General features: G+C 61.3%; 23 protein-coding genes. 9 read left to right on the top strand and 14 right to left on the bottom strand.

Annotated elements, in window-relative coordinates; all coding sequences use genetic code 11:
- Nucleotides 1–48 precede the first annotated feature (48 nt).
- From cybH to hypE, 5 genes are read right to left on the bottom strand one after another with little or no spacing between them, the layout of a single operon-like run.
- Nucleotides 49–717, bottom strand: a complete 669-nt coding sequence (gene cybH, locus ABD997_RS08225) for a Ni/Fe-hydrogenase, b-type cytochrome subunit (RefSeq protein ID WP_345316534.1) — start codon at nucleotides 715–717, stop codon at nucleotides 49–51.
- A 10-nt stretch (nucleotides 718–727) separates the two neighbouring features.
- Entirely contained in the window at nucleotides 728–2,431 is a 1,704-nt protein-coding gene (locus ABD997_RS08220) for a nickel-dependent hydrogenase large subunit (RefSeq protein WP_345316533.1), read from the bottom strand.
- On the bottom strand, nucleotides 2,428–3,552 hold the full coding sequence (gene hyaA / locus ABD997_RS08215; protein ID WP_425557061.1) for a nickel-dependent hydrogenase small subunit: 1,125 nt from the start codon (nucleotides 3,550–3,552) through the stop codon (nucleotides 2,428–2,430). The genes ABD997_RS08220 and hyaA overlap by 4 nt, the downstream gene beginning before the upstream one ends.
- A gap of 59 nt (nucleotides 3,553–3,611) precedes the next feature.
- Nucleotides 3,612–3,776: a hypothetical protein gene (locus ABD997_RS08210; RefSeq protein ID WP_345316531.1), complete on the bottom strand. Its 165-nt coding sequence runs from the start codon at nucleotides 3,774–3,776 to the stop codon at nucleotides 3,612–3,614.
- A gap of 16 nt (nucleotides 3,777–3,792) precedes the next feature.
- A complete protein-coding gene (gene hypE, locus ABD997_RS08205) occupies nucleotides 3,793–4,812 on the bottom strand; it encodes a hydrogenase expression/formation protein HypE (RefSeq protein ID WP_345316530.1) in 1,020 nt (339 codons plus the stop codon).
- A gap of 290 nt (nucleotides 4,813–5,102) precedes the next feature.
- Here hypE and aroG point away from each other — a divergent pair, with 290 nt between their 5' ends.
- Entirely contained in the window at nucleotides 5,103–6,167 is a 1,065-nt protein-coding gene (aroG, locus tag ABD997_RS08200) for a 3-deoxy-7-phosphoheptulonate synthase AroG (protein ID WP_345316529.1), read from the top strand.
- A gap of 250 nt (nucleotides 6,168–6,417) precedes the next feature.
- Here aroG and ABD997_RS08195 read toward each other — a convergent pair whose 3' ends face one another.
- Together ABD997_RS08195 and ABD997_RS08190 are read right to left on the bottom strand one after the other, a co-directional pair.
- Nucleotides 6,418–7,365 (bottom strand): ketopantoate reductase family protein, encoded by a 948-nt coding sequence (locus tag ABD997_RS08195; RefSeq protein ID WP_345316528.1) that lies wholly within the window; start codon nucleotides 7,363–7,365, stop codon nucleotides 6,418–6,420.
- Nucleotides 7,350–7,718, bottom strand: coding sequence for a VanZ family protein (locus ABD997_RS08190; protein WP_345316527.1), 369 nt, complete (start codon nucleotides 7,716–7,718; stop codon nucleotides 7,350–7,352). The genes ABD997_RS08195 and ABD997_RS08190 overlap by 16 nt, the downstream gene beginning before the upstream one ends.
- A gap of 98 nt (nucleotides 7,719–7,816) precedes the next feature.
- Here ABD997_RS08190 and ABD997_RS08185 point away from each other — a divergent pair, with 98 nt between their 5' ends.
- From ABD997_RS08185 to ABD997_RS08175, 3 genes are all read left to right on the top strand, one after another.
- The gene (locus ABD997_RS08185) at nucleotides 7,817–8,308 is read left to right on the top strand and encodes a YajQ family cyclic di-GMP-binding protein (RefSeq protein WP_345316526.1); all 492 of its coding nucleotides are present in this window, start codon (nucleotides 7,817–7,819) and stop codon (nucleotides 8,306–8,308) included.
- Nucleotides 8,309–9,702: 1,394 nt separating this feature from the next.
- Nucleotides 9,703–10,203: a hypothetical protein gene (locus ABD997_RS08180; protein ID WP_345316525.1), complete on the top strand. Its 501-nt coding sequence runs from the start codon at nucleotides 9,703–9,705 to the stop codon at nucleotides 10,201–10,203.
- An 80-nt stretch (nucleotides 10,204–10,283) separates the two neighbouring features.
- Complete coding sequence (locus tag ABD997_RS08175; RefSeq protein ID WP_345316524.1) at nucleotides 10,284–10,919, top strand: hypothetical protein; 636 nt, start codon at nucleotides 10,284–10,286, stop codon at nucleotides 10,917–10,919.
- A gap of 362 nt (nucleotides 10,920–11,281) precedes the next feature.
- On the opposite strand, the gene ABD997_RS08170 is transcribed toward ABD997_RS08175, so the two are convergent.
- The 4 genes from ABD997_RS08170 to ABD997_RS08155 all read right to left on the bottom strand — a co-directional run bounded on the left by ABD997_RS08170 (nucleotide 11,282) and on the right by ABD997_RS08155 (nucleotide 15,102).
- Entirely contained in the window at nucleotides 11,282–12,679 is a 1,398-nt protein-coding gene (locus tag ABD997_RS08170; RefSeq protein ID WP_345316523.1) for an AmpG family muropeptide MFS transporter, read from the bottom strand.
- A 44-nt stretch (nucleotides 12,680–12,723) separates the two neighbouring features.
- Entirely contained in the window at nucleotides 12,724–13,326 is a 603-nt protein-coding gene (locus tag ABD997_RS08165) for a peptidylprolyl isomerase (RefSeq protein WP_345316522.1), read from the bottom strand.
- 26 nt (nucleotides 13,327–13,352) lie between these two features.
- On the bottom strand, nucleotides 13,353–13,916 hold the full coding sequence (locus ABD997_RS08160) for a YajG family lipoprotein (protein WP_345316521.1): 564 nt from the start codon (nucleotides 13,914–13,916) through the stop codon (nucleotides 13,353–13,355).
- A gap of 73 nt (nucleotides 13,917–13,989) precedes the next feature.
- Complete coding sequence (locus ABD997_RS08155; RefSeq protein ID WP_345316520.1) at nucleotides 13,990–15,102, bottom strand: methyltransferase; 1,113 nt, start codon at nucleotides 15,100–15,102, stop codon at nucleotides 13,990–13,992.
- Between the two features lie 37 nt (nucleotides 15,103–15,139).
- Here ABD997_RS08155 and ABD997_RS08150 point away from each other — a divergent pair, with 37 nt between their 5' ends.
- Entirely contained in the window at nucleotides 15,140–15,736 is a 597-nt protein-coding gene (locus tag ABD997_RS08150) for an alpha-ketoglutarate-dependent dioxygenase AlkB family protein (RefSeq protein ID WP_345316519.1), read from the top strand.
- 82 nt (nucleotides 15,737–15,818) lie between these two features.
- A complete protein-coding gene (locus tag ABD997_RS08145) occupies nucleotides 15,819–16,124 on the top strand; it encodes a BolA family protein (protein ID WP_345316518.1) in 306 nt (101 codons plus the stop codon).
- A gap of 134 nt (nucleotides 16,125–16,258) precedes the next feature.
- Here the strand turns inward: ABD997_RS08145 and ABD997_RS08140 are convergent, their stop codons facing one another.
- From ABD997_RS08140 to ABD997_RS08130, 3 genes are all read right to left on the bottom strand, one after another.
- Nucleotides 16,259–16,726, bottom strand: coding sequence for a helix-turn-helix transcriptional regulator (locus ABD997_RS08140; protein ID WP_345316517.1), 468 nt, complete (start codon nucleotides 16,724–16,726; stop codon nucleotides 16,259–16,261).
- A gap of 184 nt (nucleotides 16,727–16,910) precedes the next feature.
- The gene (locus ABD997_RS08135; RefSeq protein ID WP_345316516.1) at nucleotides 16,911–17,450 is read right to left on the bottom strand and encodes a cytochrome b/b6 domain-containing protein; all 540 of its coding nucleotides are present in this window, start codon (nucleotides 17,448–17,450) and stop codon (nucleotides 16,911–16,913) included.
- 344 nt (nucleotides 17,451–17,794) lie between these two features.
- Entirely contained in the window at nucleotides 17,795–18,268 is a 474-nt protein-coding gene (locus ABD997_RS08130; protein WP_345316515.1) for an SPFH domain-containing protein, read from the bottom strand.
- Nucleotides 18,269–18,417: 149 nt separating this feature from the next.
- Here ABD997_RS08130 and ABD997_RS08125 point away from each other — a divergent pair, with 149 nt between their 5' ends.
- The 3 genes from ABD997_RS08125 to ABD997_RS08115 are packed head-to-tail and all read left to right on the top strand — an operon-like array spanning nucleotide 18,418 to nucleotide 21,449.
- Nucleotides 18,418–18,969, top strand: coding sequence for a TRAP transporter small permease subunit (locus ABD997_RS08125; RefSeq protein ID WP_345316514.1), 552 nt, complete (start codon nucleotides 18,418–18,420; stop codon nucleotides 18,967–18,969).
- Nucleotides 18,966–20,333 (top strand): TRAP transporter large permease, encoded by a 1,368-nt coding sequence (locus ABD997_RS08120; RefSeq protein ID WP_345316513.1) that lies wholly within the window; start codon nucleotides 18,966–18,968, stop codon nucleotides 20,331–20,333. The genes ABD997_RS08125 and ABD997_RS08120 overlap by 4 nt, the downstream gene beginning before the upstream one ends.
- Before the next feature lie 12 nt (nucleotides 20,334–20,345).
- The gene (locus ABD997_RS08115; RefSeq protein WP_345316512.1) at nucleotides 20,346–21,449 is read left to right on the top strand and encodes a TRAP transporter substrate-binding protein; all 1,104 of its coding nucleotides are present in this window, start codon (nucleotides 20,346–20,348) and stop codon (nucleotides 21,447–21,449) included.
- Nucleotides 21,450–21,462: the final 13 nt, after the last annotated feature.

The raw sequence follows: 21,462 nt of genomic DNA, 5'->3' as shown, positions 1-21,462 counted from the left end.
ATCCAGGAAAAAGAGCCCGCTGTCAGACCGCGGGCTCATCGGGGCTGATCAGTGCTTGGTCTTGTGCACGTCGTACCCGGAGACGATCGCGTCCACGGAGTTCTGTTTGAAGCGGATGCCGCTCCACACCGCCATATAGACGTGGATCACCAGGAAGATGATGAACACCCAGGTCATGATGTGGTGCCACTCACGAACCGCCGCCAGCCCCCCCATTAGGCCGGTGAACCACTCGGCAAAGGGGTAGAGCATCCCCCCAAGACCCTCGTGGTAGACGTTGGCGTGCAGGGTCAGGCCGGAGAGGCACATGAACAGGATCACCAGGGTCACCGCCAGGTAGGTCACGAACTGGAGAGGGCCGTAGGCCCCCGCCTTGTGCAGCTGACCCATCCAGAGATAGGACTTGAGCTGCACCACCCAGCTTTTGGCACTCATCACGTCCCGGAAGGAGCGGCGCTCGATGTTACTGCGGCTGAAGAAGTAGAGGTAAGCCCGTGCCAGGGTGATCGCCACCAGCATAAAGCCGGCGATGAGATGCACCATCCGGACCCACCCCTGCTGCAGGTTGTCGGTTCCGCCGTAGGGGGTGAGGAAGGGCCAGGCGATGTAGAAACCGGTCGCCACCAGAAGCACGATGGAGAGCGCGCGCAGCCAGTGCATGATCCGGATCGCCGGGCTGAACACGTAATCCCGGGTGTACAGGGTCTTGGTTGTCATCACGCCCTCCTTAGGCCGCTGAGGTCCCCACCTGGAACTGACCGAGATCCACCCCCTTGTAATCCATTACATGGACCGCACAGGCCATGCAGGGATCGAAGGAGTGGATCACCCGGATCACTTCCAGGGGTTTGGTGGGATCTTCCAGCTTTAAGCCGATGAGTGAGGCCTCGTAGGGGCCGACTTTGCCGTTGGCATCGACGGGGCCGGAGTTCCAGGTGGTGGGGACGACGGCCTGGTAGTTCGCCACCTTGCCGCCGGCGATGCGCACCCAGTGGCTCAGCATGCCCCGTGGGGCTTCGATCATCGAGTGGCCGATGTACTCCTGCGACGGGTCCATCACCGGCTGGCGGTAGGTTTCCTGGTCCACCGCGATGTTGTTGACCAGAGCGTCGAAGGTCTCCAGTGCGGCGTCGCACACCAGTTGCGTCTGCACCAGTCGTGCAGCGGTGCGACCCAGAGTGGTGAACAGCGCTTCCACCGGCAGGCCGGTCAGGCTGAGCAGCCCGTTGACCGCGTTCACCACCTTGTCGTTGCCGCGGGCGTAGTTCACCAGCAGGCAGGCCAGGGGCCCCACTTCAACCGGCTCACCGTTGTAGCGGGGCGACTTAACCCAGGAGTACTTGCCGTCGCCATCCACCGTTGGCAGCTCGCCGTAGACGGTCTCCCGCTTGGTGAAGCCAGTGTAGTTGGGCTCGGTGACACCCTCGTAGGGGTGCAGGGCCGGACCATCCTGGTACCAGGCGTGGGTGACATCCTCTTTGATCATGGCCGGGTCGATGTCGCTGACCGAGGCCAGATCGCCGTTCATGATCACACCGCCCTGGAACAGGTACTGGCCGTTGCCGATGGCGAAGTCCTTGCAGGCCAGGAAGTTTTTCACCCCGGCCCCACCGAGAACGGAGGGTTCCGCCTTGTAGGCTGCCGCCGCCATCAACACGTCCGGCAGGTAGGCCCGCAGGATGAAGTCGTGAACCTGGGCATGCTTGCTTTTCCACTCCTGCAGTCGGGCAGGGCTGAGCATGTCGCGCACCGAGGTCACGCCGCCGACCACCAGGGACTGGGGATGGGGCTGCTTGCCACCGAAGATCGCCAGCATCTCTGCGGCGACCCGTTGTACCTCCAGTGCCTTCAGGTAGTGGGAGACCGCGATCAGGTTCTGCTCCGGGCTCAGCTGGTAGGTGCCGTTGCCCCAGTAGGCGTTGGCAAAGGGGCCCAGCTTGCCGCTGGCCACCAGTTTGGCAACGCGCTCCTGAACCGCCCGCAGCTCCCCTTCACCGGCGGCCACGGGCTTGTCGGTCCAGCGCATCGCCTCTGCTGCGGCGGCGGCCGGGTCAGCGGAGAGTGCCGACACCACGTCCACCCAGTCCAGGGCGTGCAGGTGGTAGAAGTGCACCATGTGGTCGTGCATGTAGAGTGAGGACTGCATCAGGCTGCGCAGGTACTGGGCATTGACCGGGATGGTCATCCCCAGGGCATTCTCCACCGCCTCGGTACCGGCGCGGTAGTGTGAGTAGGTACAGACCCCGCAGATCCGCTGGGTCAGCAGGCCGGCATCCATCGGGGTGCGGCCTTTCATAATCACTTCGATGCCCCGCCACAGCGTAGAGGAGGACCAGGCTTTGGTGATGACGTTATTCTCGTCGACCTCCACTTCCACCCGCAGGTGGCCCTCGATACGGGTGATGGGGTCAACTACGACACGTTTGCTCATTCTTGCTCCTCCTTGTTGTCCTTGGCGAAGATGCTGGCGACCGCATGGGCGCCGATCCCGACGACCGTGGCCCCGAGGATGGCACCTCCGATGAAGTCGGCGGTCTTATCCAGGCTGTGCAGTTCGCGACGGCCCAGGGACGTTTCGAAGTCCGCCATGGTGTCCCAGAAGTTGGGTTCGGAGCAGCCGATGCAGCCATGCCCGGCCAGAACCGGCCAACTGACGTGGTGGTTGAAGCGTTCGGTGGGACAGTTGTTGTAGGTGTAGGGCCCTTTACAGCCCATTTTGTAGAGGCAGTAGCCCTCTTTGGCACCCTCGTCACCGAAGGTCTCGACGAACTCCCCGGCGTCGAAGCGGCCGCGCCGTTCACAGTTGTCATGGACCCGGGCGCCATAGGCCCACTTGGGCCGGTTGAACATGTCCAGCGGCGGCAGCTTGCCGAACATGATGAAGTACATCAGGGTACCGACGATGTTCTTCTCGCTGGGCGGGCAGCCGCCGAGGTTGACCACGGGCTGGCTGATCACCCTGTCCACGGGCCGGGCGTCGGTGGGATTGGGCGCGGCAGCCTGGACGCCACCGAAGGCGGCACAGGTGCCGACGGAGACGATGGCGGCGGCGTTGGCGGCGGTTTCATGGATGATCTCCATGCCGGTGTGCCCCTTGCAGCCCACGGTGAGGTAGTGGCCGCCGTTGGCGGTGGGGATCGCCCCTTCGACCGCCAGCAGATACTGACCCTTGTAGGCCTCCAAAGCGTGCTCCAGGTTCTCCTCCGCCTGCCAGCCGGCGGCCGCCATCAGGGTCTCGTGGTACTCCAGGGAGATATGGTCAAACAGCAGGGTGTCGATGGTGGGGGTGTCGCAGCGGATCAGGGATTCTGAACAGCCGGTACATTCGGCCATGTGAAGCCAGATCAGCGGGACTCGGTCCGCCACTTCCGCGGCCTTGGCCACCATGGGGGCAAACTGCAGGGGCAGGGCCAGGGCGGTGGTGGTCAGCGCGGACCACTTCATGAAGTCCCGTCGGCTTATCCCCTCGGCCTCCAGTTTCTCTGCCAGCGGGGTGGTTTTTATCGGCGCCTGGGCCGCCAGTTGTGCCAGGCGGGCCTCGCAGCGTGCCATCAATGCTTGATAGTCGGACACAGGGTATTCCTCCTTGCTATAGATGCCTCGGCCTGGTTTTAGCGCCGGTTATAACGTTGCCAACCGGCTACCAGGGCTGCGACCACCACCAGCATCAACACCAGATCCAGGGCGTGGTGGAACAGTCCGAATCCCCCGTGCCCGGCGTGGGCGTGTGCCAAAGAGGGAGCCAGGGCGGCCAACAGGGCGAACTTTGTTTTCATCATCTTCTCCTATGCACTAGCAAATACGGGGCAACTGTTCGCCCACTGGCATCAAGAGCTGCCGGCAGGTGCCATACAGCCCCTCAACCAAAACCTGTGGGTTGTCGGTGGTACTGACGTCGCCGATGATGGCTGCGTCGTAGCCGCTGGGGTGCGCCCGCATCGCCGCCAGTACCGCGTCGGCGTGCTCGGCGGGGACGAAGGCGACCAGCTTGCCCTCGTTGGCCATCAACAGCGGGTCCAGACCGAGGATCTCCGAGATCCCCCGAACCTGCGGGTGGATGGGCAGGGTGGTTTCCTTAAGTTGGAGCCGGTGACCGGCCACCTCCGCAATCTCGTTGCAGACGGCGGCAACACCGCCACGGGTGGCATCACGCATGGCGTGGACGGTGCCGGCGGCCAGCATCGCCTCAATGAGGCCGTTAAGGGGTTGGCAATCGCTCTCAAGGGTGCCGGAGAGGGCCAGTTCACCGCGGGCCTGGAGAATGGCGGCGCCGTGGTCGCCCAGGGTGCCGTTGACCAGGATCTTGTCCCCGGGACGTACCTGGCGGGCACCGAGCTGGCGGGCAGCGGGGATCACCCCGATGCCGGAGGTATTGATGAAAATCTTGTCGCAGCTGCCCTTGTGCACCACCTTGGTGTCGCCGGTGACGATGCGCACCCCGGCGGCCCGGGCGGTCTCGGCCATGGAGCGCACCAGGCGCTCAAGCTGTTCCAGGGGGAGCCCCTCTTCGAGGATGAAGCCGACGCTCAGGCTGTGGGGCAGGGCGCCGCCGACGGCGAGATCGTTCACGGTGCCGCACACCGCCAGTTTGCCGATGTCACCGCCGGGAAACTCGATGGGATCGACAACGAAGGAGTCCGTGGCAAAGGCGAGGCGATCGCCCTGCTCAACCATGGGGGCCAGGGGCAGTTGGGCCTGATCCTCCATCAGGGCCAGCTCGGCACTGTCGAACTGGGTCAGGAAGCAATCCCGGATCAAGCGTTGCATGGCTTGGCCGCCGCTTCCGTGGGCCAGGGTGATACGTTCCGTCATGGTGAACTCGCTTCGTCCTTAACACTTTTTCACATCCAGTGTATGTCGACTTTTCAGCAACTGTTATGCGGTAGATCACGTTGAATGCAGTTATTGGTGATTTTGATTCAGTTGCGGCCCGCCCCCTGCTTGATCTTTTTTTTCCTGTCAACAGAGGGAGTTGCCGCTTCTAACATCTGCCGTGTGGCTGGATGAGCCGTATAGATGGCTGATTTGGCTCAGAGTTGTGGTAGGGTGGCTTTTCACTGTTTGTTCACCCGCGCAGGCCTGTATGAAAGAGGGAGTTGAGGATGCCGTACCGCAATGATGATGTCCGTATAAACCAGATCAAGGAGCTGCTGCCACCGGTGGCGATCCTGGAGCGTTTTCCCGCCACCGACCGGGTGGCCAATACGGTGTTTGCGGCCCGCTCGGCCATCGCCAAGATCCTTCAGGGCGAGGATGACCGCCTGCTGGTGGTGATCGGCCCCTGCTCCATCCATGATCCGGTCGCGGCACTGGAGTATGGCCGTCGCTTGCTGGCGCTGCGGGAGCGCTACCGTGACAGCCTGGAGATCGTGATGCGGGTCTACTTCGAGAAGCCCCGCACCACCGTGGGCTGGAAGGGGATGATCAACGACCCCGGCCTGGATGACAGCTTCCGCATCAATGACGGACTGCGCAGTGCCCGAAAGCTGCTGCTGGATCTCAACGAGATGGGGATCCCCACCGCCGGTGAGTTTCTGGATATGATCACCCCGCAGTACCTGGCGGATCTCATGTGCTGGGGGGCGATCGGCGCCCGGACCACCGAATCCCAGGTACACCGCGAGCTGGCCTCCGGCCTCTCCTGCCCGGTGGGGTTCAAAAACGGCACCGATGGCAACATCAAGATCGCCCTGGATGCGATCCGCAGTGCCAGCGCCTCCCACCACTTCCTCTCGGTGACCAAGTTCGGCCACTCCGCCATCGTGGAAACCACCGGCAACGGTGATTGCCACATCATCCTGCGCGGCGGCGACAAGGGGCCCAACTTCGGCGCCGATCATGTGGCCGAGGTGTCCGCCCAGATGGAAGCGGCCAAGCTGCGTGCCAACGTGATGATCGACTTCAGCCACGCCAACAGCGAAAAGCAGTTCCAGCGCCAGCTGCAGGTGGGGGCCGACGTGTGCGGGCAGATCGCCGAGGGCAACCGCGCCATCATGGGTGTGATGGTGGAGAGCCACCTCCACGAGGGGCGCCAGGACCTGGTGCCCGGTCAGCCGCTCACGGCCCTCAACTATGGCCAGAGCATCACCGATGCTTGCATCGGTTGGGAGGACAGCGCCGCGCTGCTCGGTCAACTGGCGGAAGCGGTGCGTCACCGCCAGGGGTGAGGCGAATGCGCCGATGGCGCTGAGTCAGGCCGCCGGCGTTCCTGAAGTCAAGACCGTCCCGAAAGGGGCGGTTTTGGTTTATTGGGGCCGAAGAAGCGGTTGAGGCTGGGGTCGAGAGCCTAGCGTCGCTTCTCTGGTTACGAGTTCTTAGTTCTTGGCTCCTAGATCCTAGATCCTAGACCCTAAGAGCGATGGAACGTCCTGGCCCGGATAACCAAGGAGAGTGAGGTGGCCTGGCTTGGAATGCGGGCTAGGGCAGAGCGGGTTCGTCGGCTTCGCTGCAAAGAGAGGCGTGCGCCGGGTGCAACTGATAGTAAAGGGCGCTGTGGGAGGGCATTTCGAGGTTCAGGCGCTGAGCTTCGGCCAGGAGGTAGCCGCTGATCTGTGCCAACTCGTCGGGGCGGACGGCGTCCCTGTCCTGCAGGGTGGAGCAGCGGTTGGCGGCGGTTGCCTCGGCAACGGCGAGCACCCGCTGGCGGATCTTCTCCTCCGGCTCCGGATGCCCCAGGGCCTGCCCCAACTGCGCCAATTCGCGGCAGAGCAGGGCGATCTCCGCCCGGTACTTGGGTTGCAGCAACGCGCCGTTGGGCACCGCATCGCGGCTGGCCAGCGGGTTGATCACCGCGTTGACGGTCAGCTTCTGCCACAGCGAGGTGGCGATCTCGGGGCTCAGGGTAAAGCCAAGCCGCCGCAGTACCTTGGGGGCCTGCTGGTGGCTCAGGGTAGAGACGGGGGGCAAGTGAGAACGCGGCGCGGGTCCGGCGATCCTTACGCCATTGCCACTGTGCTTGACCCGCTCCGGTGCCAGCATCAGGGCCCCATCGGAGAGGGTCCCCCACCACCATTGATGTTCAGGGTAGCGATGGCAGAGGCGCTGCTGGGGCCCCATGCCGTTGTGCAGCAGCAGGATTGGGGTGCCCGGAGGCAACCAGGTCAGTACCGGTGCCAGGGCGGCTTCGACCTGATGTGCCTTGGTGGCGACCAGCAGCGCCTGCAGGGGTTGGGGACGATCACTGGCGTGATGGTTCAGCCTGGCGTGGTGGTTCTGACCGAGGCGGTTTTCCAGGGTGTGGCGCCGTTGCTCGGAAGGGGAGCCGGGACGGCGCAGCAGGGAAATCGGCACCTGCTGATGGGCCAGTTGCAGTCCCAGTAACTGGCCGATGGCGCCGGCGCCGAGGATCCCTACCGGCCTTGCCATCGCCGCAGGCCCCAGAGGCAGAGGTAGAAGGTGGAGGCCCCGATCATATCCGCCGCCATATCGATCATATCCCCGTGTCGGTAGGGCAGCCGGGACTGTATCACCTCGATCATCAGGGCGTAGCCCCCGAGCCAGAGTAGCTGGCGCCAGGGCGGGGCATTGGTGGCCCACTGCAGCAGTGCCGCCAGGCAGAAGAAGGCGCCGAAGTGCCCGAGCTTATCGAAATGGGAGAAAGGCTGGCCATACCCGGGGCGCGAGAACACCAGGTAGGAGATCACCAGGAGAGCCAGCAGCAGCAGGCTTTGGCCCAGGCGACGCTGATAGGGTGAGGGGCGTAAGATAAACTCCAGCATGGGAGTGATGGTACGGAAGGGGGCGGGTGCTCGCCAACCTTTTTTTGCCCGGATAGGGTAAACTGGCCCTTGATTAACGTTCTGACGAGGAAGCTGAAATGCCGTCTTTTGATATTGTCTCCGAAGTGGATGCGGTTGAGATAAAAAACGCCGTGGATAATGCCAACCGCGAGTTGGAGACCCGATTCGATTTTCGCGGGGTGGAGGCAAGCTTTGAGCTGAACAACAAGGACCTGCTGGTCAACATCAAGGCCGAAGCCGAGTTCCAGATACAGCAGATGGAAACCATGCTGCGCGGCACCCTGGCCAAGCGCAACGTGGATGCCAAGGCGATGGAGCTGAAGGGGCAGCCAATCCTCTCCGGTAAGACGGTGACCCGCCAGGCGGTGTTCAAGCAGGGGATCGAGCAGGACTTTGCCAAGAAGCTGGTGAAGATGATCAAGGACGCCAAGCTGAAGGTGCAGGCCTCCATCCAGGGGGACAAGGTTCGGGTGACCGGCAAGAAGCGCGATGACCTGCAAGCGGTGATGGCGCTGCTGCGGGGCGAGGAGCTGGCCCAACCGGTGCAGTTCGACAACTTCCGCGACTGAGTTTCGCACTCGGTTTGTGAATACGGGTCGCCTTCGGGCGGCCCGTTTTTTTGGGCTCTGTCCGAGTCAGCTGTTGTGTTTACTAACCCTTTAATTGTTCCCGACATTTACCGGCAATAACTTTGCCGGGTTGCCGGCTGCAACCAAAGGGGCGTCTCGCCCCCTTTCCTTTGCGTAAAGAGCGGGCCCGTTTGCCTCCGGTCGTCGCTAACCCTCTCTTTCGTGGCCAAAGTCTGCGGCTCTGGCTCGAGTCGATATCCCTATCTTCGCGAGCCACTCAGGCTTTATCGCTACGCAGTCCCTGCTTCGCGCTAAAGTCCGGCTTCGGCGTCCTGCCTATGCGTTCAAGCCTTCGGTTTTCACCCTGGCCTTCGGCCTGGTCTTTGGCCACTTCGTTCGGGCGTTCTGCCATGCAGGATGCATAAATGCCGAGCGTGCAGGGATGCACTGGAGCGGCCAAGTCGGCGAAGAGCTGGCGGGACATCCAGTCCCATTGACGGTCATTGCTAGCGGGGGCTCCAACACTTAATTAGGACACAGCCTTTTTTGTGCCGTGACTTAGAGGGAGTCAACGGATTTGGCGTACTGCGCAGTGTCGAGAGTCCAGGGTGGGTTCCCCGGCGGATCGCTTTCATTTAAGAGGCAGACAAGCGCGAGAACAACGGATTTTAAGGTGCCACTGGGGGCATGCAGCTTTTCGGCGCACTTTCACCAAAAGACTTCTCTGTTTCACCAGAAAAGAGCCGACAAATCATCGCTAAGCCGTTGATTGAGCAGGATTCGCCTGATAGCTTGGTCTCACTTTCGGTGGTGAAATGGAGCGGCTCTATTTCACCCTGTTATTCGGAATTCCAAATAATATACTGTTATTTGGCATGGAGATAAATTGAAAACCTCAAGGATAGTCAAATACACTTTCATCATGTTCGCAGTACTTACAGCATTAAGTACATTTACGAGTATGGTAATAGGCGTCGACAATTTAGCGGCACTTTCATTTGGCGAATATGTTACATATCAATTACTACCCCCATCTATGTTAGCAGTAGCCATGTACGCGATAATGGCGAAACGAAACGCAGCGAAAGCCTGGAGCTATGCTGTCATTGTATTTTTGTTTGACTTCCTATTAAGCATTATAATTCTTTCTTTGCTAATGCAAAAAATGTATATCCCACCAACATGGTTCGTAGAGCTTCCTTTATCGGTAGCCTCAGCTATTTTTGGAACTTTAATCGGGATAGAGCGGGGCATAAAAAGTGCATCTCCCACATAACAAACGCCTTATGTTGCTCGTAAACTCGCTGGGACAAATTTTCGCGGGCTTTTCGCTTCGCTCAAGTTTAGCCCAATCAATTTGCCCGATAGGCGGGCGTTAACTCTCAGGAGGAGAAATGGAAGAAACTGGATTGTCGTGGAGTCCAATTTATAGTGGCTTAATTGGTGGGTTAGTAGTGGCCGCCATGGTTTTTTTGAAGAATAATAAAAGCAAAACTGAGGGCGATATACACCACTTAGAATTTGGTTTACTTTTTAAAGGTTTTTCGATTGCAATCATTCCTTTCACAGTTTTCGTTTTATATGCAATTACCCAGTCTTATGAAGGCCAAGAAATAGCAGCATCATTAGTGGGGTTAGGATTTGTTGCAGGAGCGATTTTTTTCCCGTATCAAGCTTTCTTCGTAAAATTTAGTTATGACAACGATCATATTTATTTTAAGAGTCCTATAGCTGGCGATAATAAGGCAAGTTGGAAGGATGTCGAAAAGGTAGGTTACTCTTGGCTACTCCAGGCAGACTACATAATTGTTGCTGGTATTGGGCGAATCTGGTGTTCCAATATGCTTAATGGTTACGGAGAGCTAATGGAGTTTATTGGTCGCAAAAAGAAATGAGAGTTAACAAGCCAAGTCAGCGGGAATTTTACTCGCTGAAAAGCACTCATAAAATCCCCTGCTTTGGGCGTTAGGTATACATGAATAATATTGCGTTTAATCTTCACATTGGTAATTTACTCAAGGCCAGATATTCAATATTTCTGGCGATCTTTCCTGTTGGGTTAATGTTTCTTTCTTTTGCTCCAATTTGGTTATTTACTGAATGCCTGTCAGTTTTTTTTGGAATTCAGGAAGGTGAACCCATTAAAGACGCTGAAAATGGCTGGATTTTGTTAAGTGTATTTTTGTCCGCTATGGTCGTGCTTATGTTACTTGGCTATATTACTGGGTGGCTAATCAATGCTTTGCTCGCACTTGTTATTTTCAGATGGAGTCGTGAAAAAATTTACGCTGTTTATCTAAACTCTGACGTACCAGGCAGTTGGTTAAAAGATAGTGTTGTTGCAACCCCCGCGGCTCACAAACAAGATAAACTAGAGCAATGGCGCAAAACAAGAAAGCAAGGGAAGCTTAAATATATACTGAAAAACGGTGTTATAGGCTGGGGTTCATTGATGTATATTATCATGGCTGTGTTACCAGCCTTCCGCAGCTCAGAACCATTAGGCTTTACCATTATTTGGCAAGCTGCACTTTGGGCTGCAGCGGGGGCTTTGCTTGGCGCGTTAACTTGGCATTTTTCAGAAAAACAGTACCTCAAGCATAGTGGTTAAAGTATACCTAACAAACAAATTGTGTCAGGGATGAAGCTGACCCGTTTTAGCGGACACTCAATCACACGCGATGGAAGTGCTATGTGCCTTCGGGAAAGAAAACCGACCTGGCGTCGGTTCACCGGCCGCAACTGATAGCGGGTGCTTGTAAGCGCCGCTTCGCGGTTATTGCCCAGCACTTCTTACAAGCCCCAATCCCTCCCGCTGTCCCTTGAAGCCCACTCACGAGTCGGGTTTCCCGTCTACCAACGTGAGTTGCGGGCTTTTGCTCTTAGGAACTAGGAACTAGAACCTAGAACCTGGTTCCTAAGAGCGGGTTAGGCTGGATTCGCAGCTCGGGATGCCCGGCTCGGGATTCCTACTCAGACCCCCTCTTCCGGCTGGGCCTTCGCGGTGAGCTGTCCTTGCTTGGCGGCCAAGAGGATCAGCAGCAGCACCGGCAGGCCCATGGCGCTGGCGATGAGGAAGAAGTGGGTGTAGCCCCAGGCGTCCACCATGACGCCGGAGAAGCCGGCGACGTACTTGGGAAACAGCAGCATCATCGAGGAGAGCAGGGCGTACTGGGTGGCGGAGTAGGCCAGGTTGGTGAGGCTGGAGAGGTAGGCGATGAAGGCGGAGGTGGCGATCCCGGCGGCGAAGTTGTCGGCGGCGATGGCCAGGGTGAGCCAGCCCAGGTGGTAGCCCAGCTGGGCCTGAACGGCGAACAGCAGGTTGGTCAGGGCCACCAGCACGGCGCCGAGGAAGAGGATTCTCATGGTGCCGAAGCGGAACACCAGCGCGCCCCCGGCGGCGGCCCCCACCAGGGTCATCACCACCCCGTAGATCTTGGAGATGGCGGCGACTTCGGTCTTGGAGAAGCCCATGTCGACGTAAAACACGTTGGCCATCACCCCCATCACGATGTCAGAGATGCGGTAACAGGCGATGAGCGCCAGGATCACCAGCGCCTGGCGTCCGTAGCGCTGGAAGAAGTCGACGAAGGGGGCGACGATGGCGCTGTAGCCCCAGGCGAGGAAGCGGGCCAGGGGGCGGGGCAGGTGCGCGAAGCGGTCTAAGGCCTGCTGCTGGGCCAAATCTGCGCTGGAGCGGTCTACCTGGGGTTCGTGGGTCAGCAGGGTCGCCAGGATCCCCACCACCATGCTGGCGGCCATCGCCAGGTAGGCGGCCTGCCAGGCTTCCACCCGGTAGGCGTTGGGATCCGGGTCTGCCCAGGCGGCGATGGCGAGGGCGCCGGCGCCGGAGAAGATCATCGCCAGCCGGTAGCCCATCTGGTAGGCGGCGGCGAGGGCGGCCTGCATCGACTCCGGTGCGGCCTCGATACGAAAGGCGTCCACGGCGATATCCTGGGTCGCGGAGGAAAAGGCCACCACCAAAGCGAAGGCGATCAGCGTGGTCAACTGGGTCTGGGGGTCGAGCTGAGCCATGACCGCCAGGCCCGCCGCCAGAAGGCACTGGGACAGAAGCAGCCAGCTGCGCCGCCGCCCGAGCCAAGCGGTGAGACCCGGCAGGGGGAGGCGATCCACCAGAGGGGCCCAGAGAAACTTAATGCTGTAGGCCAGGGCAACCCAGCTGACAAAGCCGATGGTGGCGCGCTCGATCCCCGCCTCCCGCAGCCAGAAGGAGAGGGTGCCGAACACCAGCGCCAGGGGCAGGCCGGAGGAGAACCCCAGTGCCAGCAGGGTCAGGACCCGTTTATGGGCGTAGACCCGCAGCGCGCCGAGGCGTGCCCGGCCCCGCTGATAGAGAGTGTTAGCGTACAAAACGGCTCCTTCTGCCGGCGTGATGCGGGTTGTTTTTTAGCGGCCTATTCCGGGCGCAGGCGGGCGCGGATCAGCCTCAGCGGCTCCACCGGGACCGTGGTGGCGCCGATGCCACTGTGGTAGTCGGTGGCGACCTGACCCATCTGCTCCAGCACCGCGTCCCCCTCGACGATCTCCCCGAACACGGCGTAGCCCCAGCGGCGGCCGGGATCCAGCCCCTCGTTGTCGTCCAGGTTGAAGTAGAACTGGTTGGTGGCGCTGTGGGGGTCGTTGGTGCGGGCCATGGCGATGGTTCCGATGCGGTTGCGCAGGCCGTTGCCGGACTCGTTCACCAGCTGTTCCCGTTGCGGCAGGGAATCGTAGTTGGCGTCGTAGCCGCCGCCCTGCACCACGAACCCCGGCTCGACCCGGTGAAAGAGGCTGTTGTCGTAGACCCCGTCCACCACGTAGCGCAGGAAGTTGTCCACGGTGAGGCGGGCGCGGCTGCGGTCCAGCTCGATCACCAGGGTGCCCAGGCTGGTCTCCATCTCCACCACGGGAAAGAGGTTACCGGGCTGGATCCGGGGGTCGTCATCCCGGGTGGCGGCCCCCGCTAGCAACGGCAGGGCCATCAGGGCGGCGCCCAGTAGCGACAAGATCCGTCTCATGGTTCGTCCCTCGTGGAGTAGTTGGGTTACTGGATAAACTGGTGCAGCTCGGCATCGTTGAGGATGGCGTCCAGCAGCTGGGCCATCCGGTCATTCATCTCCTGCTCGATGCGGGCGGGCTCCGCCTTGAAGGGGCCTTTAAAGTTGCCCTTGGTCTGGTAGCGTTTCACCAGGGTTTTATCCCCTTTCTGCGCCACGATTCGGGCCACCAGGTTGCTGTCGGCGCTGTGCTTGAACAGGGATTGGTCCACGTCGATCCCCAGCTGCTCCAGCTTCAAAGAGAGGGTGACGGTGCCGGCGGCGCCGGTGCGGTAGCCCATGCGGCCGAGGCCATCGGCCAGCCCCTGCTCCAGCAATTGGCGGGGATCCGTGGTGGCGGGCACCAGTTCGGCGGGGTTGCCACCGCGCTGGATCCGAGCCAGGTAGTGGGCGGTGCGTTGATCCTCGCTGGTCAGGGCGATGGATTGCGGCGGCGCCTGCAGCTGGGGTTGCGGCGACAGCGGGGCCAGCACCAGGGCCTCCGGTTGGCTGGCACAACCAGCGAGCAGGGTCGTTAGGAACAGGGCGATCAGGGCGGGAATACGGGTCATTGTTATCACGTCTTTTTGGCAAACCAATGGCCGCAGGATACCAGATCCTGCGGCAGGAAAAAGGGCCGCTCTGTCAGCGCTTTTGCGCTTCCAGCACGACAAACTTGGCGTTGGACGCGATGGTCTGGCAGCCGCCGAAGAGGCGCGCTAGCTTGATGTGGTAGCCCAGGTGGCGGTTACCGACGATACGCAGGCGCCCGCCCATCTTCAGCACCCGGCGGGCATCGCGGAACATCTGCCAGGCGATGTGATCGGTGACCGCCTGCTGCTGGTGGAAGGGGGGATTGCAGAGCACCAGGTCGGCGCTGCCGCCCTCCACCTCGGAGAGACAGTCGTTCCAGAGGATCTCGATCCGCTCCCCGAACTCGGCAGTGTTGTCGCGGCAGGCCCGGATCCCGTGCCAGGACTCGTCCACCGCCAGTACCCGGCAATCCGGGTTGGCCTTGAGGGCCGCCACCGAGAGCACGCCATTGCCGCAGCCGAGATCGACGATCAGGCCGTCGCTGGCAGGCAGGTGCTTGAGCAGCAGCCTGGCCCCGATATCCAGTCGCTGGCTGCCGTAGGTGTTGGGGTAGTTGATGACCTCCTGGTCGATCTCTTCGCAGGGCCAGCTCAGCACGGCCTCCATGCCGCTGTGACGACCACTGAGCTGGCCGTAAACCAAGCGCGCCTTTTTCACCGCCCGTGACGGGTGAACCTCGTCCAGCAGGGTGCGGGTGAGGTTGGGCAGGGTACTGGGCATCTCCTTCTGGCGGGCGCCGATCACCACGGGGGTGCCCGCTGGCAGGTGCTGGTTGAGCCAGTCCAGCTGCCAGGTGAGCAGGCGCAGGCTGCGGGGCAGTTTGATCACCACACCGGCGGGCAGGGGCTGCTCGGCCAGCTCATCCATGTCACGGTAACACCCGGACAGGGGGGGCAGGTCGTTCAGCTCGAGGTTCTGGGCCACCGCCTGGTGGGCGACGAAGCTGTCGTTGATCCAGTGCAGGGGGCGTGCGGGTTCGTCGGTGGCGAAGGCGCAGGCCAGGGCACCAAAGTGATCGTTTAGGATCCAAACCGGCCCGTCGGGCAGCTGGTGGGCCTGGTGCAGCAACTCGTCGGCAGCGTCCCAGGCCTGCAGCGGGTCGTCGGTGAGGGGCGGGAAGCGCTCCAGGCGCAAAGGGGTGGCGTTGGCGATAAACTCGTTCATGACGGTCCGGCTGGCAAAAGAGGGAATGATCGCAAAGATGCGAGAGATTGAACAGGTTATTGAAGATTCTAGCGGACGGGCGCTGGCGCGCTACTGGCCTGACTGGTTGGCGCCATCGGCCTGCGAGGCTTTGTGGCAGGCGCTGGAGGCCTTGCCCTGGCAGCGGCCCGAGGTGCAGGTGTTTGGCCGCCACCATCCCATCCCCCGCCAGCAGTGCTACCTGGGGGAGCCGGGGTGCCACTACCGCTACAGCGGAACCCTGCTTGAGCCTGAGCCCCTGCCTCCTGAGGTGGCGGCGCTGATGGCGAACCTGAACCGGTTCGGCGGCTGGGGCTTTAACAGCGTGCTGGTGAACCGCTACCGGGATGGTAACGACAAGATGGGGTGGCACCGGGATAACGAGCCGGAGCTGGGGCCGTCGCCGCAACTGGCGATCCTGTCGCTGGGGGCGGCCCGCCCGCTGCGCCTGGGCTGGGGACGGGAGGATGTGGTAGCCCAGCCCCTGGGGCATGGTAGCCTGCTGGCCCTGGAACCCGGGGTGTGGCATGGCCTCAATCCCAGTCGCCGGGTGCAGGAGGCGCGGGTGAGCCTGACTTTCCGGGCGGTGATCCCGGGCTTTCATTGTCGCGCCTGAGGGGGTATAACCGGCTTCTCAACCTATTGACCCCGGCCTTCCCGCCTCGGCGTGGGCCGCCCAAACGAAAAGAAGGATCACCATGTCATCCAGCCCTATGCAGCAGCAGATTGAACGTAAAGTCAGCGATGCCCTGGCACCGAGCTACCTGGAGGTGATCAACGAGAGCCACATGCACCGCGGTGGCAGTAGCGACAGTCACTTCAAGCTGATCGTGGTGACCGAGCAGTTCGAAGGTGAGCGCTTGCTGACCCGTCACCGCAAGGTCAACGCGGTGCTGGCGGACGAACTGGGGGGGAGCCTGCACGCCCTGGCGCTGCACACCTATACCCCCGCCGAGTGGGTCGAGCAGGGTGGCGCGCCCCGCACCCCCTCCTGCGTCAGCTGAGCGTACCGCCACCGGATCCCGGGTGGTGAGCGGCCTCCTCCGCTCTTCGGTCCCCAGGGCCCGGAACTGTGGGCACAGAGAAACCCCCGGCGCTCGGACCTAAATCCGGGCGCCGAGTTGTCTGTGGCCAGTGGTTACAGGTTACTCATCAGGTCTTCGATGAAATAGGCCGACAGCTCGTGGCGACCGGCGCAGCCGGACTTGGCGTAGACGGCGGAGGCTTGCAGCCGGACCGTTTTCTCCTTCACCTGTCGGGCGGCGGCGATCTCCTTCATCGACAGGCCGCGGATCAGCAGCAGGGCGATCTCCGCTTCGGAGGGGGAGAGGTGCCAGCGGGTGAACTGCTGCTGGATCACCGACAGCAGTTCGCCGGCCAATCGGGAGTTTTTGTCCTGCTCGGCGGCAAAGGCGCGGCGCAAGCGTTTAAGCTGCCACAGCTCCCGCAGCAGCACCGCGGAGATCGCCACGAAGACGATGAACTCGACGGCAAGATGGAGGTAGCCCTCCTTGCCCCGGGCGAGGTCGGTCGCCAGGTCGTAGGCAAAAAAGAGCATCGATGAAGCCAGTACCAGGATTGCGCCGTAACGGGAGACTGACTTCATAGGATCTCTCTCAATGGCTGTTCCCAAATATGCTCCACTTTCGTGAAAGCTCAGGCTCCCAGGGCTTTGCTTCCGCTCTTAGGAGCTAGAGCCTAGATCCTAGTGCCTAAGAGCTGGGTGCTCCACTGCATCAGGTTTCCTTGGCGAAAGAGCGGGTGAAGCACAATTCGAAACGGCTTTTTAGTTATCTGGATGAAAACATCCTTTTCCAAACCGGGTCTCCGGCCAGGGCGTGAAGCACGACAGCGCCGACGTGTAACCCCAGATAGAGGGGGATCAGGGACTCGCCAACTTCATGCAACTCCCCGACGAAGGGGGCGCTGTCACCCAAAAGGAACAGGGCGGTTCCCGTCAGGCTCATCCAGAAAAATAGGATCAGTCCGGCCGCCTGAACAACCCCCGCCAGGCCATTATGATGATCCCGCTCAGGCAGTTTGCCACGAAACAGGGTGCGGATATCCTCTGCGGTGCGCTGCCGCTGTGCCCGGGAGAGGGGCCGCCAGGTTCTGAAGGCCAGCGGATTTCGAGTGCCGAGGCCGACGAAAAAGCGGGTCAGCATTACCGCGCCCAGGGAGAGGCCAAGGTAGGCGTGCAGCAGGTAACCGAAAGCGCTCGGCCCTCCCTCGGCCAGTTCACCGGTGGCGTAGGCGGCGATTCCGAACACAGCCAGCCCCAGGTGGAGCAGTTTGGCCCAGTTGGGGTAGGGGGTGATGGGTAGGGACATAAGGCACTCCGGTCATCAGGTTGGTCTGTATTGGCCAAGGTTAGGCTCGGTCCAACCCGGCTTAAACCGGCAGATGTCCGGGATCGAGCGCTTTAGGGCAGATGTCCTAAGCAACATGGGGCCCTCTCCCAAGGAGCGTGTTGGAGGGCACCTGTCGGATCGGAGCAAACCACCGGAGCTAAGCGGGCGTTGGTTTCTGATACCGTGACAAGCGGGAGGGATCTCCTCAGCCTGCCGCTGGGACACTTCCGGTTTGAGGCGTCATTGCCGAGTGAAAAAGGCACCGCGGGTGCGGTGCCTTCTCTTTGGCTTTCTGAGGGACGCTGCGTTGTTCTGTCGCGATGCTAATGACCCGCTTTACCCGCCTCGAGGATGGGCAGTCCCGCTTCGGTGGGAATGTAGATCCGCTCGCCATTTCCCTCCTGCAGTCCCTTGATCCAGATATACCTTAGGTACGCCTCGTTATTTTTTAGCGACTCACCGATGATCTTATTGGCTTGGGCGGCGGCTTTGGCGCGTTCGATATCCGCTTGGCCCTCCGCCTTAGCCCGGGCAATCTGGGCCTCTCCTTCGGCTTTTGCGAGCGTCACTTTGGCCTTTGCCTGCATCAGTGCTGCCTGCTCACGGGCTTTCGCCTCTTCAATGAGGATCTGTTTGGACCACTCAGCCTCTTTGAGCGCCGCGCGACCATTGAGCTCTTGCTTGTAAACGTTGTATTTAGGCCATGCCCAGAGAGCCAAAATAATGGCCAGAAACAGGGTGGCGACGAGCAAAAGCAGCGATCCTAGCGCCAGTGCTTGCCGGTTTTGATACATCATAATCTCTGCACTCCCTGTGCTTTTCGAGAGGTGGGGGGACTGCACCGAGCCTTCCGGGCGAGTTTCGGGATTATACATTCCATTTGTTTGTTATCTAAAGGTTAATTATGCTCTCGTTAGTGGTTGCAACTGCGCCATGGAGGGCAACTGTGGGATCCAATCACACCACCCGCTCTAACCTGGCGTTGGGGCTTCAAATCGTGACACGGGGGATCGACCGCCTCAGCCTGTGGTTGGGGCGTTTCTGTGCCCTGCTGATGCTGTTGATGGTACTGGCGGCGATCGCCGTGGTGGCACTGCGCTACGGCCTGGATCTGGGCTCCGTGGCGCTGCAGGAGACGGTGCTTTACCTGCACGGCGCTCTCTTTACCCTGGGAGCGGGATTCACCCTCAAGGCCGAGGGCCATGTGCGAGTGGACATCTTCTATCGCAACTGGGGTGCGCGGCGACGGGCCTGGGTTGACCTCTTGGGCACCGCACTCTTGCTGCTGCCCTTCGTTGGCTTCATCGGCTGGCAGTGCTGGGACTATGTCTTGACCTCCTGGGCCCGGCAGGAGGGGTCTGTGGAAGCGGGAGGACTGTCACTGGTATACCTGCAAAAATCCCTGCTGCTCGGTCTGGTACTGACCCTGGGGGCGCAGGCTCTGGCGGAGTTGGCCCGTAACCTGGCCCTGTTGCTGGCCGGCGGACGGTCATCATGATGGCGCTGCTGCTCTTTCTCTGTGTCTGCCTGGTGCTGCTGTTCGGGGTACCGGTGGCCTTTGCCCTGGGGGGTACGGCGCTCTGGTTTGCCCTGCTGGGCAGCCTGACCGGCCACCTGGATACCGCCTACCTCGGGGCACTGCCCAACCGCCTGTTTGGGATCCTCAATAACGCCACCCTGATGGCGGTGCCTCTGTTTGTGATGATGGGGGTGACCCTGGAGCGCTCCCGTTTGGCAGAGCAGCTGCTGGATGCCATGGGGCAGCTGTTTGGCGGCCTGCGGGCCGGATTGGCGCTGTCGGTGATGGTGGTGGGCACCCTGCTGGCGGCCAGCACCGGGATCGTCGGTGCCACTGTGGTGACCATGGGGCTGCTGTCGCTGCCGGCGATGATGAAGCGGGGCTATGACCCGGCCTATGCCGCCGGGGCGATCTGCGCCACCGGCACCCTGGGGCAGATCATCCCCCCCTCCATCGCCCTGGTGCTGCTCGGCGACGTGCTCTCTTCCGCTTACCAGCAGGCGCAGCTTGAGCTCGGCAACTTTTCGCCGCGCACCGTGTCGGTCGGGGATCTCTTCGCCGGGGCCCTGCTGCCGGGGCTGATGCTGGTGGGGCTCTACATGCTCTACACCCTTTACCTGGCGTGGCGCAAACCGCAGCTCTTTGCCACCGAAACCCGGGTACGCTTCGACTGGGCCTTTGCGGTGCGCCTGCTGACCGCCCTTATCCCGCCCATCTTGCTTATCGTGATGGTACTTGGCGCTATTCTGCTGGGGCTGGCGACCCCGACGGAGGCCGCGGCGGTGGGGGCTTTTGGCGCCCTGGTGCTGGCCCTGCTGCGACGCAGCCTCTCCCCGTCGGCGCTGTTAGGGGTGCTGACGGAAACGGTGAAGATCACCAGCATGGTGTTCATGATTCTGTTCGGTGCGGCCCTGTTCTCTTTGGTCTTTCGCGGCCTCGGCGGTGAGGCGATGATCCATCAATGGCTGCAGGACCTGCCCGGCGGTGTGGTGGGCGCCACCTTGCTGGTGATGGGGGTGATCTTCCTGCTCGGCTTTATCCTCGATTTTATCGAGATCACTTTCGTGGTGGTGCCCATGGTGGCGCCCCCGCTGCTGATGCTGGGGCTGGACCCTATCTGGCTGGGGATCATGCTGGGTCTGAACCTGCAGACCTCCTTCCTGACACCCCCGTTTGGCTTTGCCCTCTTTTATCTGCGGGGCGTCGCCCCGCCGGCACTGACCAGTGCCATGCTGTACCGGGGGGTGATGCCCTTCATTGCTATTCAACTTGTCATGATGGCGCTGCTGGCGCTTTGGCCGAGCCTGGCCACCTGGCTACCGGAACAGATCTATGGCCTTTAAGGAGGAGAACGCATGGTAAATCGGATCGGACGATGGGCGCTGGCCCTGATGACGGGCGTGATGCTGGCGGCCTGCCAGCCGCAAACGACCCCGGAGACCCTCATCGAGGCGGCACCAGAGCCGAGCCTGGAGTGGAAGTTGGTGACCAGCTGGCCGAAGAATTTTCCGGGCCTTGGCATGGCACCGGAGCGTTTTGCCGAGTTGGTGGGGGCGATGTCCAATGGCCGGCTGACCGTCACCGTCTATGGTGCCGGCGATCTGGTTCCCGCTTTCGAGGTGTTTGACGCCGTCTCCGCCGGGACCGCGGAGATGGGACACAGTGCCTCCTACTACTGGAAGGGGAAGGCACCAGCGGCGCAGATCTTTACCTCTATCCCCTTCGGCATGAACGCCCAGCAGATGAATGGCTGGCTGCATTATGGCGGCGGTATGGCGCTGTGGCGGGAGCTGTACGCCCCCTTCAATCTGGTGCCCCTGGCCGGTGGCAATACCGGGGTTCAGATGGGAGGTTGGTTCAATAAGGAGATCCATTCCCTGGAGGATCTCAAGGGTCTTAAGATGCGCCTGCCGGGTTTAGGCGGTGAGGTGTTGGCGCGCCTTGGTGGCGTTCCGGTGACCCTGCCAGGTCGAGAGCTCTTTACCGCCCTGCAGACCGGCGCCATCGACGCCACCGAGTGGGTGGGCCCCTACAACGACCTGGCGTTTGGCCTGCACAAGGCAGCCAAGTACTACTACTACCCGGGTTGGCACGAGCCGGGCACCGTGCTGGAGTTCATGATCAACAAGGATGCTTGGGAGGCGTTGCCGGAGGATCTGCAGGCGATCGTGGAAACCGCGGCCCGGGCGGTGAATCAGGAGATGCTGGATGAGTATACCGTCCGCAACATTGCGGCCCTGGATACCTTGGTCAACGAGCACGGGGTGGAGTTGCGCCCCTGGCCCGACGAGGTGCTGGCGGCGCTTCGGGTGGAGAGTCAAAGGGTGATGGCAGAGGAGGCGGCCAAGGATCCCGCCATGGAGAAGGTGCTGGAGCACTACCTGCGCTTCCAGCAGGGAGTGCGGCGCTATCACAGCCTGAGTGAGGACGCCTACAGCCGACTGATCGAGGCGGAGTAGCCCCTCAAACTGC

This window comes from Ferrimonas gelatinilytica (assembly GCF_039544205.1).
In the GTDB taxonomy this organism is placed as follows: domain Bacteria; phylum Pseudomonadota; class Gammaproteobacteria; order Enterobacterales; family Shewanellaceae; genus Ferrimonas; species Ferrimonas gelatinilytica.
Note: the sequence above shows the minus strand (reverse complement) of the source record. Positions and strands in the feature narration are given on the sequence as shown.

Bases quoted from the DNA above. Each gene is read 5' to 3' on its own strand.
- ABD997_RS08220 (WP_345316533.1), bottom strand. From the start codon at position 2,431: ATGAGCAAACGTGTCGTAGTTGACCCCATCACCCGTATCGAGGGCCAC.
- hypE (WP_345316530.1), bottom strand. From the start codon at position 4,812: ATGACGGAACGTATCACCCTGGCCCACGGAAGCGGCGGCCAAGCCATG.
- ABD997_RS08150 (WP_345316519.1), top strand. From the start codon at position 15,140: ATGCGAGAGATTGAACAGGTTATTGAAGATTCTAGCGGACGGGCGCTG.
- ABD997_RS08175 (WP_345316524.1), top strand. From the start codon at position 10,284: ATGAATAATATTGCGTTTAATCTTCACATTGGTAATTTACTCAAGGCC.
- ABD997_RS08165 (WP_345316522.1), bottom strand. From the start codon at position 13,326: ATGAGACGGATCTTGTCGCTACTGGGCGCCGCCCTGATGGCCCTGCCG.
- ABD997_RS08160 (WP_345316521.1), bottom strand. From the start codon at position 13,916: ATGACCCGTATTCCCGCCCTGATCGCCCTGTTCCTAACGACCCTGCTC.
- aroG (WP_345316529.1), top strand. From the start codon at position 5,103: ATGCCGTACCGCAATGATGATGTCCGTATAAACCAGATCAAGGAGCTG.
- ABD997_RS08210 (WP_345316531.1), bottom strand. From the start codon at position 3,776: ATGAAAACAAAGTTCGCCCTGTTGGCCGCCCTGGCTCCCTCTTTGGCA.
- cybH (WP_345316534.1), bottom strand. From the start codon at position 717: ATGACAACCAAGACCCTGTACACCCGGGATTACGTGTTCAGCCCGGCG.
- ABD997_RS08130 (WP_345316515.1), bottom strand. From the start codon at position 18,268: ATGATGTATCAAAACCGGCAAGCACTGGCGCTAGGATCGCTGCTTTTG.
- ABD997_RS08195 (WP_345316528.1), bottom strand. From the start codon at position 7,365: ATGGCAAGGCCGGTAGGGATCCTCGGCGCCGGCGCCATCGGCCAGTTA.
- hyaA (WP_425557061.1), bottom strand. From the start codon at position 3,552: ATGGCACGCTGCGAGGCCCGCCTGGCACAACTGGCGGCCCAGGCGCCG.
- ABD997_RS08180 (WP_345316525.1), top strand. From the start codon at position 9,703: ATGGAAGAAACTGGATTGTCGTGGAGTCCAATTTATAGTGGCTTAATT.
- ABD997_RS08115 (WP_345316512.1), top strand. From the start codon at position 20,346: ATGGTAAATCGGATCGGACGATGGGCGCTGGCCCTGATGACGGGCGTG.
- ABD997_RS08135 (WP_345316516.1), bottom strand. From the start codon at position 17,450: ATGTCCCTACCCATCACCCCCTACCCCAACTGGGCCAAACTGCTCCAC.
- ABD997_RS08140 (WP_345316517.1), bottom strand. From the start codon at position 16,726: ATGAAGTCAGTCTCCCGTTACGGCGCAATCCTGGTACTGGCTTCATCG.
- ABD997_RS08120 (WP_345316513.1), top strand. From the start codon at position 18,966: ATGATGGCGCTGCTGCTCTTTCTCTGTGTCTGCCTGGTGCTGCTGTTC.
- ABD997_RS08190 (WP_345316527.1), bottom strand. From the start codon at position 7,718: ATGCTGGAGTTTATCTTACGCCCCTCACCCTATCAGCGTCGCCTGGGC.
- ABD997_RS08145 (WP_345316518.1), top strand. From the start codon at position 15,819: ATGTCATCCAGCCCTATGCAGCAGCAGATTGAACGTAAAGTCAGCGAT.
- ABD997_RS08185 (WP_345316526.1), top strand. From the start codon at position 7,817: ATGCCGTCTTTTGATATTGTCTCCGAAGTGGATGCGGTTGAGATAAAA.
- ABD997_RS08155 (WP_345316520.1), bottom strand. From the start codon at position 15,102: ATGAACGAGTTTATCGCCAACGCCACCCCTTTGCGCCTGGAGCGCTTC.